We start from the raw sequence: 16,124 nt of genomic DNA on the forward strand, positions 1-16,124 counted from the left end.
CTTTTATTATAAATTAAAATTCAATTCCATTCCAAAATAAGGGCTGTTTAATCCAGTCCTTCTGACTGTAAAGCCATTTACCTTATAATCCGGTGCATAGTTAAATAACCTGTTCACGAACATGCCCACGCGGATTTTATCTTTAAAGTTTTTGACCACCTTAAAATTGACGTCTATATCCATTGGGATTGTGTTTTTCTGGAACAGCACTTCCGAAACATTCGTGTTGAGCCATTGCAGGTACTTATCGGATTTATCGGCCTCCGTATAAGGGTGACTGATGCCATCGACGCCGACATATGACATTGGGGTTCCGCTTCTACGGGCATTTTGTGTGCTGGAGAACCACCTGCTCTGGATAGATGTAGAAAACTCCAGTCCGATTTTCGGCAGGTAGGTATCGATCATCATATTGGTGTTCAGCTGCGACCTGATGTAACCATCATTTTCCGCATAGAGACCGGCATAGGTGAAATCTTCGTTATCAATCACCAGGTCTTTAGTTTTATAAACCGGTAAACTATTCTGATAAACCGACTTGAACCAAGCGCCATCTATGGTAACCCGGGTATTGATTTTTTTCATCCTTGCGCTGGAGAAACGGTATTCGATACCTTCCTTATATAAAGCGCTTCCATTTTGCACCACACTTAGCAACTGCATCCTTCTCCAATCTTTATAAGGAAGATCTTTAATATCCGGTGCCGCAGTTATCTTATCCGGATCTATGCCGGAAGTATTGTACTTCTTATAGTCCATAAACCTCAACTCTGTGCCATTTCTAAAGGCATTGGACATTGATTCTTTGAAATAAGTAATGCTCAATCTGTTGCGGTTCATGGAGAAATCCGCTTTCAGCTCCCACTTTTTATTTCTTGCGGGTTGCAGGTTTGGATTCTCTACCAAAAACTTATAGGTCATGACATTGGCTTTTCTATATTCCGGGTTATTGTGGTAATAGTTGAGCTGTTCCAGATCAACATAGGTATAATCCGGATAAAGCTGAGCGATGACCGGGAACTTGCTTTGCCAGCCGATTCCGGCTCCCAGTTCTATCTGTAATTGTTGAGTACCAATGTTGATTTTCGGCAAAGTCCAGTGTGCGTTGGCACGGGGATCTATTGCTGACAGGCCTCCCATCATCATTGCTCTGGCCCCGGCTACCATTTCGAGCTTATGCGCTCCTAGTTTAACATCAATACGGTCTTCTGCAAAAAACGACAGGTCTTTCGTTGCAGGGATGTCACTATAGGCCCTTGGTCTGGTCGTCATGCCCTTTGAAGGTGGAAGATAAGGATCGAACACTTGTCCGCGGCCCATGTTTTTACTGTAATTCGCTTCTGTTCCTGCCAGGATCGCATGGTTGACTTTTCCGGATTTAAAACCCATGTTCGCCATAATTTTCAGGAAACCATCTATAGGTTTACCATCTACCAGCAGGTGTGCGGTATAATTTGCAGGGAGGTAGCCGACATCATGGACGCCTGCTTCCGTAAAAGGGTTTAAGATTGCCGCAGCATCTGTCTGCACCCATTTTGTCTGGTTGATCTGATCGCGTTGCATACTCAGTGAAGAGTTGAGCACAATAGATTTCAGGAATTTTTGCTGATGAAAATCGATGTTCAGGCTATTGGTAAAAGCCAGACGGTTATACTCAGATTTATATTTATCTACGCCCAACAGGTCGATATCAGGATCGGTACGCTGGTTGTCCATGGAAGTTCCATAATCCAGGCTACTTTTCAGGTTGATGTCTCTGGTGTTATTTTCCCAAAGTTTGTTTAAGCGGATGGAGGTATTTATTCTTTTATAGTTTTCGTAACGGTTGGTGGGATCGGATTTAGCATCGAGGAAGTCAAAATCTACATTCAGCAGTATTTTCTTATCAGGGAAGGCGAAACCTTTTCCAACATAAGCGAGTTTGCTGAATCCATCGGCCTTAAACCTCGCTTCAACACCGCTTTCGCCTTGTTTACGGGTGATTTTTATGACCCCACTGGTGATGTCACCATATTCTACAGAAGGGATCCCTCTGATCACTTCTACCCGTTCAATCTGATCGGTGGAAAGGGTCCGCATGTCTAAGCCTTTAGCCGTCACATCTCTTTTGGTGTTGAGATCGGTTTGTCCGGTTAAACCACCGGTATATTGCATATTTGCACGGGTGCTGATTGGCGCGCCGTCAATCAGGAATGAGGTACCTAAAGAAGAAATATCGTAGTCGGTGCTGGGCGTACCTGTCTGCCTTAAACCAATTAAATTGGCCGTTTTTAGGTTAGGATCTACAGATCTCCCTCCTGGTAACAGCGCCAGTAAATCCGTGAAACTGGAAGGTTGCAAGTGCTGCATTGCCCGACGGTCAATGATCGAAGAAGTGCTTAAACCTTTGGATTCCTTAGCCGTGATGACCACTTCCTCCAGTGAAATCTGTTTTGCTTTTAAGCTGTCGACTTTGTTGTTTACTGTATCCTTTTTAGAAGGATTGTTTTTTTGGTCTTTTTGTTGCGCCTGAGCCGGTAATACGAGTGTTACTGAAATCAGACAAATAAGTATAAAAAGAAAATAATCGCTACCCCGCATCCTTGTTATTAATTGAAAAATAACGAATTAATCCTTATTCGTTATTTAGAAGAAATCTAATTAAACGCAAAAGTAGGTTTTATTCTCTAAAAAAAAGAGAAATTTCAAAAATGATTCCTTTTACCATGATGTGTTTTAACCTTAAGTGAATTGCAAATTCGCGATTCGCGAATCGCGAATTTGTATCCATGAGCTTGAATTACAAATTTTCGCAGGATTCATCCATTCTTCTTTAAGATTATAGACCAAGTCTCTGCTTCTCTGTATCATTACCAGAATTGTTTCCTTTTTTAGGCTTCAGATTTTTCTTTCCAAAAATGTATTGGAAACTAATTCTTACTCTTCTGGTATCGTTTCTGGTATAAGCGGTTTCAACAATAGGGATATAGTTAGAAGTTACCGTTACCTTGTTTTTCCAAAACAGGTCACTAACCCCTACTTTAACAAAAGCCTGTTTATTCAAGAATACCTTTTTAACACCTAATGTTACATTTGATAACTGTGAGACATTGAACAGGCCGAGAATGGATGGAGCATAATAGATGGCAGCAAGCTCAGCAGACCAACTTTCTGAAAGTTTAAAACTGTTAAAAGTATTAGCGGTAAAAGAATACTTATCTCTCAGCTGCAGGCCTAAAAAACTCGATGGATCACTATAATTGATTCTTTGATACATCCCATTTACACTACTGGTATTCTCCCACCATGAGCTGAATTTTATGGGAACAATCACATTCAGACTCCACAAGGTCCCCTGTTTAAAGTTACCGACAGTCTCGCTGTAGCTGAAATTTTCCGGATCATAATTATAGATGGGTAAAATCTTATTTGTTGTTCTCGTATAGGAAAGAGAAGCACTGTATTTCTTATAGATGTTAGTCCATGAAAAATCATGCGCTAACTCTGGCTTTAACAAAGGATTACCAACAAAAGAAGTATAGCTATCCCTAAACACCATATAAGGAATCAAGCTGTTAAAGGAAGGTCGGTTTATGGCCCCTCTATAAGATACCGATGTACTATAATCACTGGTCACTTTATATTCAGCAAGCATATTAAAGAATACATTGGTATAATTGGAATCAATATTAAATGAGTTTATTTTATAAGCTGTATGTTCTAATCTTAATCCAGCTTGTACTGAAAATTTTCCCCAGGTTTGATTGCCTTTTAAATAACCGGCATAAATTGCTTCTTTGTATCCGATATCAGAAGACATCTCTCCATTAAAAAACTGATTACTATTGTTGTTTGTCAAGGCATATTTTGCGCCCATATCAAATTTTAGGCTTCCAGAAAATGCTTTTGTATAATCCACAGATGTGGTATAAATATCGTAAACAGAGCGTGTGACATTTTTAAACAAAGAGGCTCCACTTACATCTGAAGGAGAAATAACCTGCGAGAACTGTTGATCAGTATTGTATAAATACCTGGAATAATTAGCGTTCAACGAAAGGTCAGAACCGATAGTGTCAAATTTGGTTTTATAGTACAGGTTGTAATTCGAGAAATCGACATTTGTTTTAAGTTTGTTATCACTGACAGTGTTCCCGGTGGATAAATCAGCTAACTGAATGATGTTTGAATAGACATTACCTTTAGCGTTAATACTGGATTTTATATAGTCAACATCTGCTCCCAACAAGGACTTAGCACTCAGGTGATAGTTTATACTTGTTGAAATGTTTAGCGATCCGAGGGTTTTATCCGGGTAGCTAAAGGTCTGCTTAAAGTCCGCCACTTTTTCCGTCCCGCGATACAAGTCCCGGTTACTATAGCCCTCTTCTAAATCTCCTCTTCCACTATATCCTCCATTCAAAGAGAAACCCACTTTTTTAGAATTATATCTAAACCCGGCATTTCCTGCAGCACCTGCATATCTTCCCTGATTATAGTTCCCTGTGATGTTGGCATTCCAACCTTGTTGTTTATCTCTTTTAGTCAGAATCTGAATTACCCCACCACTTGCATCCGCATCATACCTGGAAGAAGGCTTTGTAATCAGCTCGATACGATCTATCTGATCACCAGGAATGCTGGCAAGAATGCTTTCCAGACTTGCGCCGGGAATTTTCTTACCATCCAGCAGGATTAACACATTTGACTTCCCCTGCAGGCTCAACCTCCCATTTATCAATTGTACAGCAGGTGCAATACTCAATAAATTATAGGCATCATTACCGGCAGCGAGTACGCTACCAGCAACATTCATAATGATCCGGTCAGGTCTTTGCTCAATGATTTTTTTAGTTTTTGTTGCCGTGATGTTCACTCCCTCAAGGCTCAGTGCTTCATCTATCAGCATAACATCGTCTATGATTAAGGAATTTTTAGATGCTACGACTTGTAATTCTTTGGAAAAGACCTTAAATCCCATCATAGTCGCGCTGAAAGTATAATTTCCCGGAATCACATTTTTAACCAGAAAATACCCGTTGTTATCTGCCAAAGCAGTGATATTTTTATGGATCGGCACTTTAGATTTCAATATTACCATAGTAAAAGGAACAGCCCCAATATTTCTATCTACGATACGACCACTAACCTCAACCTGGCCAATCGCATCAATATTTAATCCTATGAAAAAAAATACAATTAAAAATTTAATAGCATTAACATTTCTGGTTACATTCGTCAAGGATATCAAGGTTAATTTATACATCATCTCAAATTACGCTCAACTTATTCCCCTGTAGAATTATTTTCGACGAAACACTAGAATACACATGACAAAACACCCGAATATCCGGCAAGAAAATAACAAGGCTGCGGATTGGATAAGTTCTATTAATTGGGATCAGATATATACACCAACTTTAAGAATTTCATTACACCTGATATTATGGGCATTTTTAACCTTAAATTACTATTTAGCGTACAGCAGGTTTGACCCAAATCCTGCAATAGTTTTTTCATTAGTATTCAAGGATCTTTTTACTGTAATTACCAGCTTCTATTTTATAGCTTATTACATCTTTCCAAAGGCGTTATTTAAAGGGAAGCTCTTAACTACATTCCTATGGATGGCGGTCGTTTATTTTTGGTGGCTGATCGTCACCTATTTAACCATTAAATACATCAGCACCCATTTTACCATGTCGACCAGGATGACTTTGTACGCACACAGCGTGTTAGATGGTGGTATAAAAAGCATTTTTCTTCCAAAAAAAATCGTTTACACGCTAATTGACGCCACTTACATCTTTATGCCTCCATTAAGCATAAAACTAATTAAGTCCATTTTTTCACTTAGCACCAGGAGCATCGCACTCGAAAGAGACAACCTAAACCTTGAAATCAATTTTTTAAAATCTCAGATAAACCCTCACTTTTTATTCAATTCCTTAAACAACATTTACACATTAAGCATCAAATCTGATCAACGAGCCTCCACACTGATATTGCACCTATCGGATCTGATACGCTACACCTTGTATGAGTCGGAAGCGGAGAAAGTATTACTCTCCAGAGAATTGAGCTTTTTAGAGGATTTCATTGAATTAGAAAGGGTAAGGTATGGAAACAATGTTACGATTAACTTTCGCATTGAAGGAGAAGTGGAGGATCAACCTATCGTCCCACTGGTGTTGTTTCCTTTTATTGAAAATGCTTTTAAACATGGAGCAGATGCGAGTATTGGCCCCGCCTGGGTTTCTATCTTTTTAAAAATCGAAGAAAAAACCCTTCTTTTTGAAGTGGCCAATAGCGTAGGAAAAGGGGTGGTGAAGAGTGAATTTAATGGCGTCGGGATAAACAATGTAAAGAAAAGACTACAATTACACTATGCTAATAATTACAAACTAAATATTGAACCCGCTGAAAGTCAATATAAGATTACCTTATTGATAAACATATAAGCGCTTCGCCTCTCTAAATTCTAATAAAAAATGAAAATTAATTGCGTTATCATTGACGATGAACCATTTGCACAGGAACTCATTGAAGGCTATATACAGAAAATTCCCTACCTCAACCTTGTAGCAAGTTGTGGAAATGTTTTTGAAGCTATTGAAATCTTACAAAACAACGAGATTGACTTGTTATTTTCAGATGTACAAATGCCTGAAATCAACGGAATTGATTTCATTCGTTCTCTTAAAACACCACCTTTCGTGATTTTCATAACCGCACATCCAAATTTTGCAATTGATGGATTTGAGCTCGATGCAGTGGATTATCTGGTAAAGCCAGCATCATTCGATCGTTTTTTAAAGTCAGTAAATAAGGTATTGAAAGTCATTAAGGAGAAACCATCAGTAAAAAATCCAGTTTCCGAATCCTTATTCGTTAAAGAAGGCCACAAACTTCAGCGCATTCGCTTTGATGAAATATTCTACATAGAGGGAATGCGTGATTATGTAAAGATCATGATCAAAGATAGAATGATTGTAACCCATATGACCATGAAAAGAATTGAAGATCAACTGCCTAAAGCGCAATTTATTCGTCTTCAGAAATCTTACATCGTAAGAATAAGTGCCATAAAATCAATTAACGGGAATATGGTTGAGATTTATGATTTTCAGGAGAAACTCCCGATTGGCAAGCAGTACAAAGATAATTTGTTCAGCACATTCGGCTTGACTGATCTTTAACGTTATTCAAAGCATCGTGAATCAATCCCATGCAATGATCTTGAGTTTACAGTTACAGGAATAGAACAATTTTCAACATTGGATAATTGGAGAGCCGTGTATAAACGAAAAAAAACCGACCTCTGTCAAGCGACAGAAATCAGGGTACTACAACGCAAAACAGGATCCTGCCGGAATATCTTTTACACTAACCATCTTCTAAATTAACCTTAGATTAATAACTAATATATTAATTAAATCTTCTAACAACAATCACCAAATTTATTTGCACAAAAGATTTGACAGTTGTACAATGAGAACACTGGGTAGGTTATGTAATTTCAAAATGAAAGCTATGTAATTTCAAAGTAGACTCTATGTAATTTCAAAATAGAAGTTATATTTGTGACATGAAACAGCTTATACAGAGGCAAATAGCGGAAAAAATAAAACAACAAAAAAGCAAGTTCCCTGTAATAGCAGTCACCGGCCCAAGGCAATCAGGAAAGACCACGTTATTAAAGCAAATATTTGCTGATTATAGATATGTATCTCTGGAAAACCCTGACATGAGAGCCTTCGCAACGGAGGATCCTATAGGATTTCTAAAACTATATGATGAAAATGTTATTTTTGATGAGGTGCAGCGTGTACCCTCACTCTTCTCTTATATCTAGGGTATTGTTGATGAAAGCGGAAAAATGGGTCAGTACATTTTATCCGGTTCGCAAAACTTTCATCTACTGAATAGCATTACCCAAACATTGGCTGGTAGAGTCGCACTATTCAAACTCTCACCCTTAGACTTCAGTGAACTTAAAAGCGTAAACCTGCTTGATGACACCTACGCAGAGACAGCCGTTAAAGGATTTTATCCTGCTATTTACGATCGGGAAATAGACCCGGTAGTTTTTTATGCAAATTATATTCAGACCTATATCCAAAAAGATGTTACTGAATTACTAAACATCAGGGACCTTAGCTTATTCCGTACATTTATAGGCCTTTGTGCAGGCAGAGCAGGTCAGTTGCTCAATATCAGCGCGCTTGCAAATGACTGCAATATTTCTCAACCTACAGCCAAATCCTGGATCTCCATACTGGAAAGTAGTTATATCATATTCCTGTTGCAGCCTTTTCATCAGAACTTTAATAAACGACTGGTAAAACGCCCTAAACTTTACTTTTATGATACGGGCCTGCTTAATAATCTATTAGGGATCAGAACTCCTGATGATTTTGAACAAAACAGGCTAAAAGGCAATCTCTTCGAAAATATGATTCTGGCCGAATACCAGAAAAAAAACAACCATTTATACCTACATGAAGAATATTACTTTTGGCAAGAAAGTAATGGACGCGAAGTTGATATACTGTTAGAAAAAGCTAATGGTATCGATATTTATGAGGTCAAAGCAACACAGACCATCTCCAGCTCTCTTTTCAAAGAGATGGATTACTTTGAAGAACTGAGTCCTGAGTTAAAGGCGACAAAAACATTGATCTATGGTGGCACAGAAGATCAGGAAAGATCAAAATACACGATCACAAGCTGGAGGAATGTTTAATGACAAAAAAACGGCCAGCGTTTTGAATGCTGGCCGTTCCCATGAATATTTTCTAAACAGGATTACATATCCTGATATAAGTTTCTGAATGTGCTTCTTAACCCGAATGTGATTAAGTCCGTGTTTTTAGTGCCCAAATCATTGCTTTCTCTTCTATAACCCCCTCTTACTTCAAGGCGAAGGTTATACTTTGGATTTAAAAGGTAGGTTACATAGCCCAAAGTACAGATTAAGTGTAATTCCTTCCCGATATAAGATTGATTATTTAAACCTTTGTCATTTCAGGTACCTCAATATTTTGTTTAGTAGTTGAAGGTGATTTCTCTTCTCTGTGCATACCCTCATTACTATCATTTATTTTAGGTTTAGTAGCTTTCTGACCTATAGACCATCTAAGTCGAGTACCCATAATCAACTTAACAATAAAAAAACTCAAACCGTAAACCACAATAAATCTCACTACATGATACGCAAGCCTCTGATATATATTCAGTTCTTCTGCTAAAATTTGAAGTCCCATGGAAAAAAATAAGGGAAGGCCATACAAAACTACAATCATATGCACCAGATAGATTCCAAAGGTAGTTTGTCTGGGCTTAAGTGTATTGATTAAGCCAGGGATTTTTCCAATCTTCAATAACAGTATAAACATGCTGATTGAGAACAGAATATTTGTTATGCGTAATGTATTGAGCGGATCTTCAGCCCCTATATTTATTAAATGTAGCGATTCTCCACAGGCTGAAATAAAAAAAACAGTATTGATTAATATTAATTTCTTAAACGAAGTAGTATTGATAAAAGCCATCACCTGCTTATAATAATAATTCATATAAACCCCCAACCAGAGATAGACAATAAATCCAAACAAGGCTATTGTATGTGCAGTTGAAAACCAGCCATAATAAATATTCAAGCTGTAAACTAATGATAAAAGCCCACAGCAGACTCCAAAGCTTATTTTGTATAGATATTTCTTGAAAATGAGTAAAATAGTTATACATATCAAGAAGTTAAGCACGAACCAGAAGCTAGTAAAAAAGACAGTATTATAAATTTCTGCGCTTAAAAAAGTCCAGATTCCTGGCAGTTCCATTTGACCCCCAGATTTAAAATATTTATACACCAAGCGTATTGCATCTAGGGCAATCAATATCATTACCCAAAAAGCCCATGGTCCAATAGTACTTTTTAAACGGTTTCTTAGATATTGAACAGGAGTATTCTCCGTAAACTTGTGATTTATCAAAAACCCACCGATAATAAAAAAAGCGATGGTAACAAATTTGAATAGTTGCATTGTAGCAATCATCAAAAGGTTGTAGGATAATTGATCAGATTTTGTAACCCAAGCTACTGATGTATGTTCAAAAACGATACCCATCATTGATACACATCTAATTGTATCTACAAAATCAAAATTTTCATTTACTCGTTGCACTTTCGCCTTCTCTAAACTTGACATTGCGGCAAAATAACGAATTTTTTTTCTTATAAGGAACTAAATGTTTGTTAAAATTTCATAATTATATGAGTAATTTCCTTTTGTTTCATCAACAATGAACTGAAATTCAAAGCCCTTTTGATTGATATAAGACTCATCTTAAATCACTTAGAACTTAGCTTAAATAAAGCCAAGTTCCCATCTGGAAGAATCTCAACAGACTTTATGCTTAGCAATAGATACATTTTTTAACGTTTAATCTAACGGGAGAAAATCATATCCGAACACTTGATCACATAATAAATTACATAATTATGTTTTTTATATGACTAAAGTCATTTGATTTTTTTACATTGAGCCGTCAAGTAGAAAAATCATGAAAATTGTATCTTATAAATTTGGTCTGCTCCCTATATTAGTTGTCGCACTATTGTTTGGTTGTAAAAAGATTTCAGACACTAAAAAAGCAAAGTCTTTGAATTCAGACACTAGTGTAGATGTTGAATATAAGCCTTGGATGGATAGATTTTCTAGTCAATTTTTAAATTTTGAAAATACGGATAAATTGGCACTAAATAACTATGATTTTATTTTCATAGGCAGTTCCATGATTGAGAAATGGGTGACTTTAAGTACGGACATGGCTCCCTTAAAAGTCGTAAATAGAGGGGTAGGTGGTGCAACAATCAGAGAAGTTATTTTTTATCTAGAGAAGCTAATAGGACAAAGAAGCCCTAAAGCAATAGTAGTATATGATGGAGACAATGACATTTCAATTATGCGTGATTTTGGAATAGACGACAGTTTAAATGGAGAAGACATTTTCCATGCCTTTAAAATACTACACAGAAAAATCAAATTACTTTACCCAAAAACAAAATTGATATATATATCTATTAAACCAGCTCCAGCAAGGATTCTTACTAATTATCCGGAAGGAATTATAGCGAATCGTTTAATCAAGGAATATTGTTCAAAAGAAAAGGATTGCTCCTATATAGATGTTGCCACTAGAATGTTCGATGAAAAAGGGAATATAATATCTGGAATATGGCAACCTGATGGTAATCACTTTAATAATGAAGGCTACAAACTGTGGAACTCTATAATTAAGCCTGTTTTATCTAACTTATAATTCTTGTTTATTATATCTCATCCAGTGTGTTTTGAAAAAAAGAGCGTATATGAATCAATAGCCCCCTTATTTCAAAACAAATGTTTATTGAATCTATAAATTCTTTGGGGCAATGTTTAAATGCTTACATATCCTGATATAAGTTTCTAAACGTACTTCTTAACCCGAATGTTATTAAGCCAGTGTTTTTTGCGCCCAGATTATTGCTTTCTTTTCTATAAACCCCTCCAACTTCAAGAAGTAGATTATATTTTGGATTTAAAAGGTAAGCCACACGCCCTTCAGCAAAGTACAAGTTAGTTTTGATACCTTGCCCGATATAGTTCCCATATTGGGATACCCTGGTCTCATAAGGCTTAAAAATATCCTTACCGTAGTTCTTTCCTTCCGGATCCAAGCCATATCTTGCATACATTAACTGTCCTTGAAAGTCGAATCGTTTATAGCTATAATTCATGAGTCCCAACACTTCTTTAAAGTTTGCCCCCATTGGATGTGCCAAAGGTTGGTTCATAGCAGCATAGTTGGATACCCTGTCAAAGTGTGCGTAAGTGTAAGGTCTCGCTGTATTAAACTCAGCAAGATAATTTAAACGATCTACTTTAAACAAGTCAGAACCTCTAAAACCTATCTGTAAAGCCCATTTGTTTGCCCAATAACCTTTGTTGCCAAAAAATTCCTTGGCCGTAAATTCATCGATCATAAACTGACCGTAAACCGTTGTTTTATCAAAAATTTCATACTTGGTATTGATTCCTAAACGCATCTTATCGGGAGAAGTAGTATTTGCACCCTCTACAGAACGAAGGAATATAAAAGGATGGATATAATTAAAGTCAAAACCTCTCTTGCCTTCCGGCTCTGCATCGGCCCAGGTTACTGCCTGGAAGAATCCGATAGAGAAGCGTTTTGTTGCATTCCAATCTATATAATGCATCGCTGCCCATTTACCACGATCTCCTAAACGTCTATCTGTAGTCAACTTTTCTGCACCCGGATCCAGCATATAGCCAAAAATCGTTTGATACTGTACATTTCCTAAACTCGCACGCAACCTTACAAAAGAATAGTTTGCTGCTACATCTGAAAGTAACATCGAACGGTACCCGTCCCCAATAAAATTTTTATCGTAACCTACAGCAAGATTCAAATGCTTATTGGGTGTATAGGATAGCAAAGCCGTTGCATAAGACCAGTCTTTTGTGGTCCCACCTAGCTTACTACCAGCCATCTGGCTTGGCACCACCTGATTGGTATTGATATAATCTGTCAGGTAATTCGCAAACACCCCTTGATTTTCATATACATTGGTATAAAACGAAAACTGCTTCCCAACTGTTCCACCTACCTGAATACCTCTGGTATTTATCCAGGTTGTTTTCCCTTCATTAAATTCCCTCCCAATCTGAAAATCAGGCAGAAAATCAGCATAGACTTCGTAATCTTCGCCTTTAAAATTCAGTAAATGTTCTTCTGTGATTTTTCTTCTTAGCCATGAACGGCGATTTAAAGAATCTGTACCCATTTTCATCAACTCACTATAGCGATGCACCAACAAAGAATCATCTGCATAATATCCCTTGATAGAAGAATGCGATCGATTATCTACATCGTAAACAGATTTGTTTAGTTTTTGATAAAATTGGTAAGAATATGGGATATTGACATTTGGTGTTTGCGCTTTCAGGTTAAGGCTACCAAAAATGAAGGCTCCTATCCAGGAGAGGTGTTTAATTTTGAAATTCATGAGGGGTGTTCTAGTTCTGTGGTATTTCAGGAACTTCCTGACGTGCCACATCCAACTCTTCGAAGATGGAGTTTTTACTTTTAAATTCTGGAACCATAACTTTCATTTGTTGCACTACCTTAGTGGTATGGTCGGTTACTGCATAACCTGCTAATTTCACCAATTGTAATTGTACTTCATTAAAGTCATATTCTCTCACCTTCCCAATCATGATTTTCTCATGGTGGGTAGGCATTGTATTTTCATTATCATTCAAGAGTTCTTCAAATAACTTTTCTCCTGGTCTTAAGCCCGAATAAGCAATTTGAATGTCTTCATTAGGTACTAAACCTGCTAAACGGATCATCTTTTTAGCCAATTCCACAATCTTTACTGATTTTCCCATATCAAAAACAAAGATCTCTCCGCCCTTCCCCATACAACCTGCTTCTAATACCAGTCTACAAGCCTCAGGAATGGTCATAAAGTAACGGGTAATTTCCGGATGAGTTACAGTAACTGGCCCCCCCTTCTCAATCTGTTGTTTAAAACGAGGGATTACCGATCCATTAGAACCTAAAACATTTCCAAAACGTGTGGTAATGAATTTGGTGATCGGCTTTGTATTTAAGTCATTGATATAACTTAGCCCATTACTAAAAATATGATCGGTATGGTGCAAGGAATTGTTTAACGACTGTACATAAATCTCTGCAATTCTTTTGGAAGCTCCCATTACATTGGTAGGATTTACCGCCTTATCCGTAGAAATCATGACAAATTTCTGGACACCATGCTTCACTGATTTATCTGCAATCATCTTGGTACCCATTACGTTTGTTTTGATGGCTTCAGCAGGATTATCCTCCATTAGAGGAACGTGTTTGTACGCAGCAGCATGGTACACATAATGCGGTTTATAGGTTTCAAAAAGAAACTCCATTCTCTTTTCATCCTTTACATCCCCAATAAAAGCATGGAAATTGGTATTGGCATGAGTTTCCTCCAATTCTAAATAAATATTATGGAGTGCGGTCTCACTTTGATCGCAAAGAATAATCAAACCAGTTTCAAATTTCAATAGTTGTCTGACAACCTCGCTTCCTATAGAGCCGGCAGCACCGGTTATTAAAATCCTTTTATCTTTCAATTGATTTTGAATTCCATCAATATCAATCTCTATTGTCTTTCTGTTTAAAAGATCTTCGATGTTTAAGTTTTGAATCTGAGCTGTAGTTACCTGTCCTCTTGCCCATACATCAGGCGAAGGAATGTTCAATATTTTCACATTATGTTCTAAACAAACATCTACCACTTGGTTTTTCCTGTCTGGTAGTATAGTGTAGGAAGCAAAGATGATTTCATCTACTTCATGTTTCACTATCAAATGCTCCAGCTGTGAGGCATCCAGAATCTTAACCCCGTCAATTGTTTTTCCTACTTTTCTCAAATCATCATCTACAAAAGCAATGATGGTCTTATTTACTTTAGCATCGTGATCAAAAGTCCGCTTAGTAGCTACACCAGCTTCACCCGCGCCGTAAATGATCACTCTGATTTTATCCAGTTTTGCGTTTTTAAGGTACATAAAGAAATATTTCACAATAATTCTATAGGTAATCAACATGAGGAAGCTAAACAAGGTATAGATCACTATGGCGACATTACTCACCACAGAAGAACCGGTGCCCACAATGATCACCGCATTGGTAAAGAATATAACTAAGGAACTTAGAATTACGGAAAACAAAATCCTAAAAGAATCTTGTGCAGAAGTATATCTGACAATACCTGCAAAAGTTTTCACACTATAGAATACCAAAGTATTCACGGCGATCACCAGCAGTACTGATTTGTAGAACCCAATAAAATTAATCTTATCAATGATAAAGTTATGCTGTAAAATAACAGCAAATAATAAAGCCAGGAGGCTCAGGCAGATATCAATGGTAAAGATAATCCAGCGGGATACAATTTCAAGTTTAGTGAACATAGAGCTTAGTTAGTACATCTTGCCAAATTTAATAAAAAATAAACCATAAAGTAATGCTTAATCTTAGCTATAAATTACATTTCCGTCACTACAATTATTCGAGGTTTAACCAAGCAATAGATCAAAACCAAAGGTATCGTTGTCACTAAAAAAACAGATAGAAAACTCCATGGTGAATAGATCACTGCAACAATAATGCCCAATTGTAATAATGCATATACTGAAGAGACCACTAAATGTGGCCATTTTTGTTCATTGGCTAAAATCTGATAAAAATGCAGGCGATGTGCATCAAAGATATTTTGTCTTAATTTTAAACGGTGTATAATTGTCAATACAGTATCTACACCGTAGACAGCTAAAAACAATACATAAGCATAGTTCTCGGACAACATCACCAATTTCATCACTAAAAATATAATCCAAAAAGCAACCGTCACACTCCCTACATCTCCGGCAAAACATTTTGCCCGCTTTCTGAAATTGAAAAATAAGAAAACTAAAGAGGCTAAAATTGGCAACCAGATCAGATCAGCTTGAATAAAGTTAACCACTTCGTAGTTTACAAATTGCAATCCTCCAAGGACTACTATGCTATAGGCACCTGTAATCCCATTAATCCCATCCATGAAGTTGTAAGCATTAATAACCCCAATGACCAGAATGTATAGCATGATGCTAGCCCAGAGGGGTAAGATTTGGAACACCCCCAAAAAAAGAAAAAGCAACGTAACTGCGGCCAGATGGAACAAAATCCGAACCTTACCAGACAAGGTGATCCGGTCATCTGCAAAACTAATGATGCCGATAATAAATAAGCCCAAGATTGGCAGCCAGAATTCTGGATGCATTATCAACGCTATCAATGCTGCGAAAAGATAGATAATTCCACCTCCGCGAATGGTAACCTCCGAATGAGAACTGCGCTCATTCGGATGATCAATAATATTATAATGGTCTGCAATCTTGAAATACAAGAGCATTCCGACAAAAAAAAGGGGCACTAATATTATGTATAACATCTATTATTAATTGTACAACTATCTAACATTTTACAACTTCAAACTACAAGAATCCCTAGTAAGATTTATGTCTCTTATA

General features: G+C 37.1%; 10 protein-coding genes and 1 pseudogene. 5 read left to right on the plus strand and 6 right to left on the minus strand.

The genetic code is table 11. The features are described 5' to 3' along the window. Nucleotides 1-6: 6 nt before the first annotated feature. Together OQX61_RS18940 and OQX61_RS18945 are read right to left on the minus strand one after the other, a co-directional pair. Complete coding sequence (locus OQX61_RS18940) at nucleotides 7-2,580, minus strand: TonB-dependent receptor (RefSeq protein ID WP_265843366.1); 2,574 nt, start codon at nucleotides 2,578-2,580, stop codon at nucleotides 7-9. Nucleotides 2,581-2,818: 238 nt separating this feature from the next. Then, nucleotides 2,819-5,221 (minus strand): TonB-dependent receptor family protein, encoded by a 2,403-nt coding sequence (locus OQX61_RS18945; protein ID WP_265843367.1) that lies wholly within the window; start codon nucleotides 5,219-5,221, stop codon nucleotides 2,819-2,821. Between the two features lie 385 nt (nucleotides 5,222-5,606). On the opposite strand from OQX61_RS18945, the gene OQX61_RS18950 reads away from it, so the two are divergent. The 4 genes and pseudogenes from OQX61_RS18950 (at nucleotide 5,607) to OQX61_RS18965 (ending at nucleotide 8,725) form a co-directional block, all read left to right on the plus strand. Beyond that, nucleotides 5,607-6,440 carry a histidine kinase gene (locus OQX61_RS18950; RefSeq protein ID WP_265843368.1) on the plus strand — a complete coding sequence of 278 codons (834 nt, stop codon included), beginning with the start codon at nucleotides 5,607-5,609 and terminating at the stop codon, nucleotides 6,438-6,440. Nucleotides 6,441-6,470: 30 nt separating this feature from the next. Further along, nucleotides 6,471-7,178, plus strand: a complete 708-nt coding sequence (locus tag OQX61_RS18955; protein WP_265843369.1) for a LytTR family DNA-binding domain-containing protein — start codon at nucleotides 6,471-6,473, stop codon at nucleotides 7,176-7,178. A gap of 389 nt (nucleotides 7,179-7,567) precedes the next feature. Further along, a pseudogene (locus OQX61_RS18960) lies at nucleotides 7,568-7,963 on the plus strand (AAA family ATPase); the annotation flags it as partial. Nucleotides 7,964-8,095: 132 nt separating this feature from the next. Further along, nucleotides 8,096-8,725, plus strand: coding sequence for a DUF4143 domain-containing protein (locus OQX61_RS18965; RefSeq protein WP_265843414.1), 630 nt, complete (start codon nucleotides 8,096-8,098; stop codon nucleotides 8,723-8,725). Nucleotides 8,726-8,990: 265 nt separating this feature from the next. Here the strand turns inward: OQX61_RS18965 and OQX61_RS18970 are convergent, their stop codons facing one another. Continuing rightward, nucleotides 8,991-10,190 (minus strand): acyltransferase, encoded by a 1,200-nt coding sequence (locus OQX61_RS18970; protein WP_265843370.1) that lies wholly within the window; start codon nucleotides 10,188-10,190, stop codon nucleotides 8,991-8,993. Nucleotides 10,191-10,545: 355 nt separating this feature from the next. On the opposite strand from OQX61_RS18970, the gene OQX61_RS18975 reads away from it, so the two are divergent. Beyond that, the gene (locus OQX61_RS18975) at nucleotides 10,546-11,304 is read left to right on the plus strand and encodes a GDSL-type esterase/lipase family protein (protein ID WP_265843371.1); all 759 of its coding nucleotides are present in this window, start codon (nucleotides 10,546-10,548) and stop codon (nucleotides 11,302-11,304) included. Nucleotides 11,305-11,428: 124 nt separating this feature from the next. Here the strand turns inward: OQX61_RS18975 and OQX61_RS18980 are convergent, their stop codons facing one another. The 3 genes from OQX61_RS18980 to OQX61_RS18990 all read right to left on the minus strand — a co-directional run bounded on the left by OQX61_RS18980 (nucleotide 11,429) and on the right by OQX61_RS18990 (nucleotide 16,045). Beyond that, nucleotides 11,429-13,051 carry a gliding motility protein RemB gene (locus tag OQX61_RS18980; RefSeq protein ID WP_265843372.1) on the minus strand — a complete coding sequence of 541 codons (1,623 nt, stop codon included), beginning with the start codon at nucleotides 13,049-13,051 and terminating at the stop codon, nucleotides 11,429-11,431. A gap of 10 nt (nucleotides 13,052-13,061) precedes the next feature. Next, nucleotides 13,062-15,023 carry a nucleoside-diphosphate sugar epimerase/dehydratase gene (locus OQX61_RS18985; RefSeq protein ID WP_265843373.1) on the minus strand — a complete coding sequence of 654 codons (1,962 nt, stop codon included), beginning with the start codon at nucleotides 15,021-15,023 and terminating at the stop codon, nucleotides 13,062-13,064. Between the two features lie 74 nt (nucleotides 15,024-15,097). Continuing rightward, entirely contained in the window at nucleotides 15,098-16,045 is a 948-nt protein-coding gene (locus OQX61_RS18990) for a glycosyltransferase family 4 protein (RefSeq protein WP_265843374.1), read from the minus strand. Nucleotides 16,046-16,124 lie beyond the last annotated feature (79 nt).

Source organism: Pedobacter sp. PLR, assembly GCF_026239675.1.
GTDB lineage: Bacteria > Bacteroidota > Bacteroidia > Sphingobacteriales > Sphingobacteriaceae > Pedobacter.

Coding starts and splice junctions, on each gene's coding strand:
- OQX61_RS18955 (WP_265843369.1), top strand. CDS start 6,471: ATGAAAATTAATTGCGTTATCATTGACGATGAACCATTTGCACAGGAA.
- OQX61_RS18975 (WP_265843371.1), top strand. CDS start 10,546: ATGAAAATTGTATCTTATAAATTTGGTCTGCTCCCTATATTAGTTGTC.
- OQX61_RS18980 (WP_265843372.1), bottom strand. CDS start 13,051: ATGAATTTCAAAATTAAACACCTCTCCTGGATAGGAGCCTTCATTTTT.
- OQX61_RS18940 (WP_265843366.1), bottom strand. CDS start 2,580: ATGCGGGGTAGCGATTATTTTCTTTTTATACTTATTTGTCTGATTTCA.
- OQX61_RS18950 (WP_265843368.1), top strand. CDS start 5,607: ATGGCGGTCGTTTATTTTTGGTGGCTGATCGTCACCTATTTAACCATT.
- OQX61_RS18990 (WP_265843374.1), bottom strand. CDS start 16,045: ATGTTATACATAATATTAGTGCCCCTTTTTTTTGTCGGAATGCTCTTG.
- OQX61_RS18985 (WP_265843373.1), bottom strand. CDS start 15,023: ATGTTCACTAAACTTGAAATTGTATCCCGCTGGATTATCTTTACCATT.
- OQX61_RS18970 (WP_265843370.1), bottom strand. CDS start 10,190: ATGTCAAGTTTAGAGAAGGCGAAAGTGCAACGAGTAAATGAAAATTTT.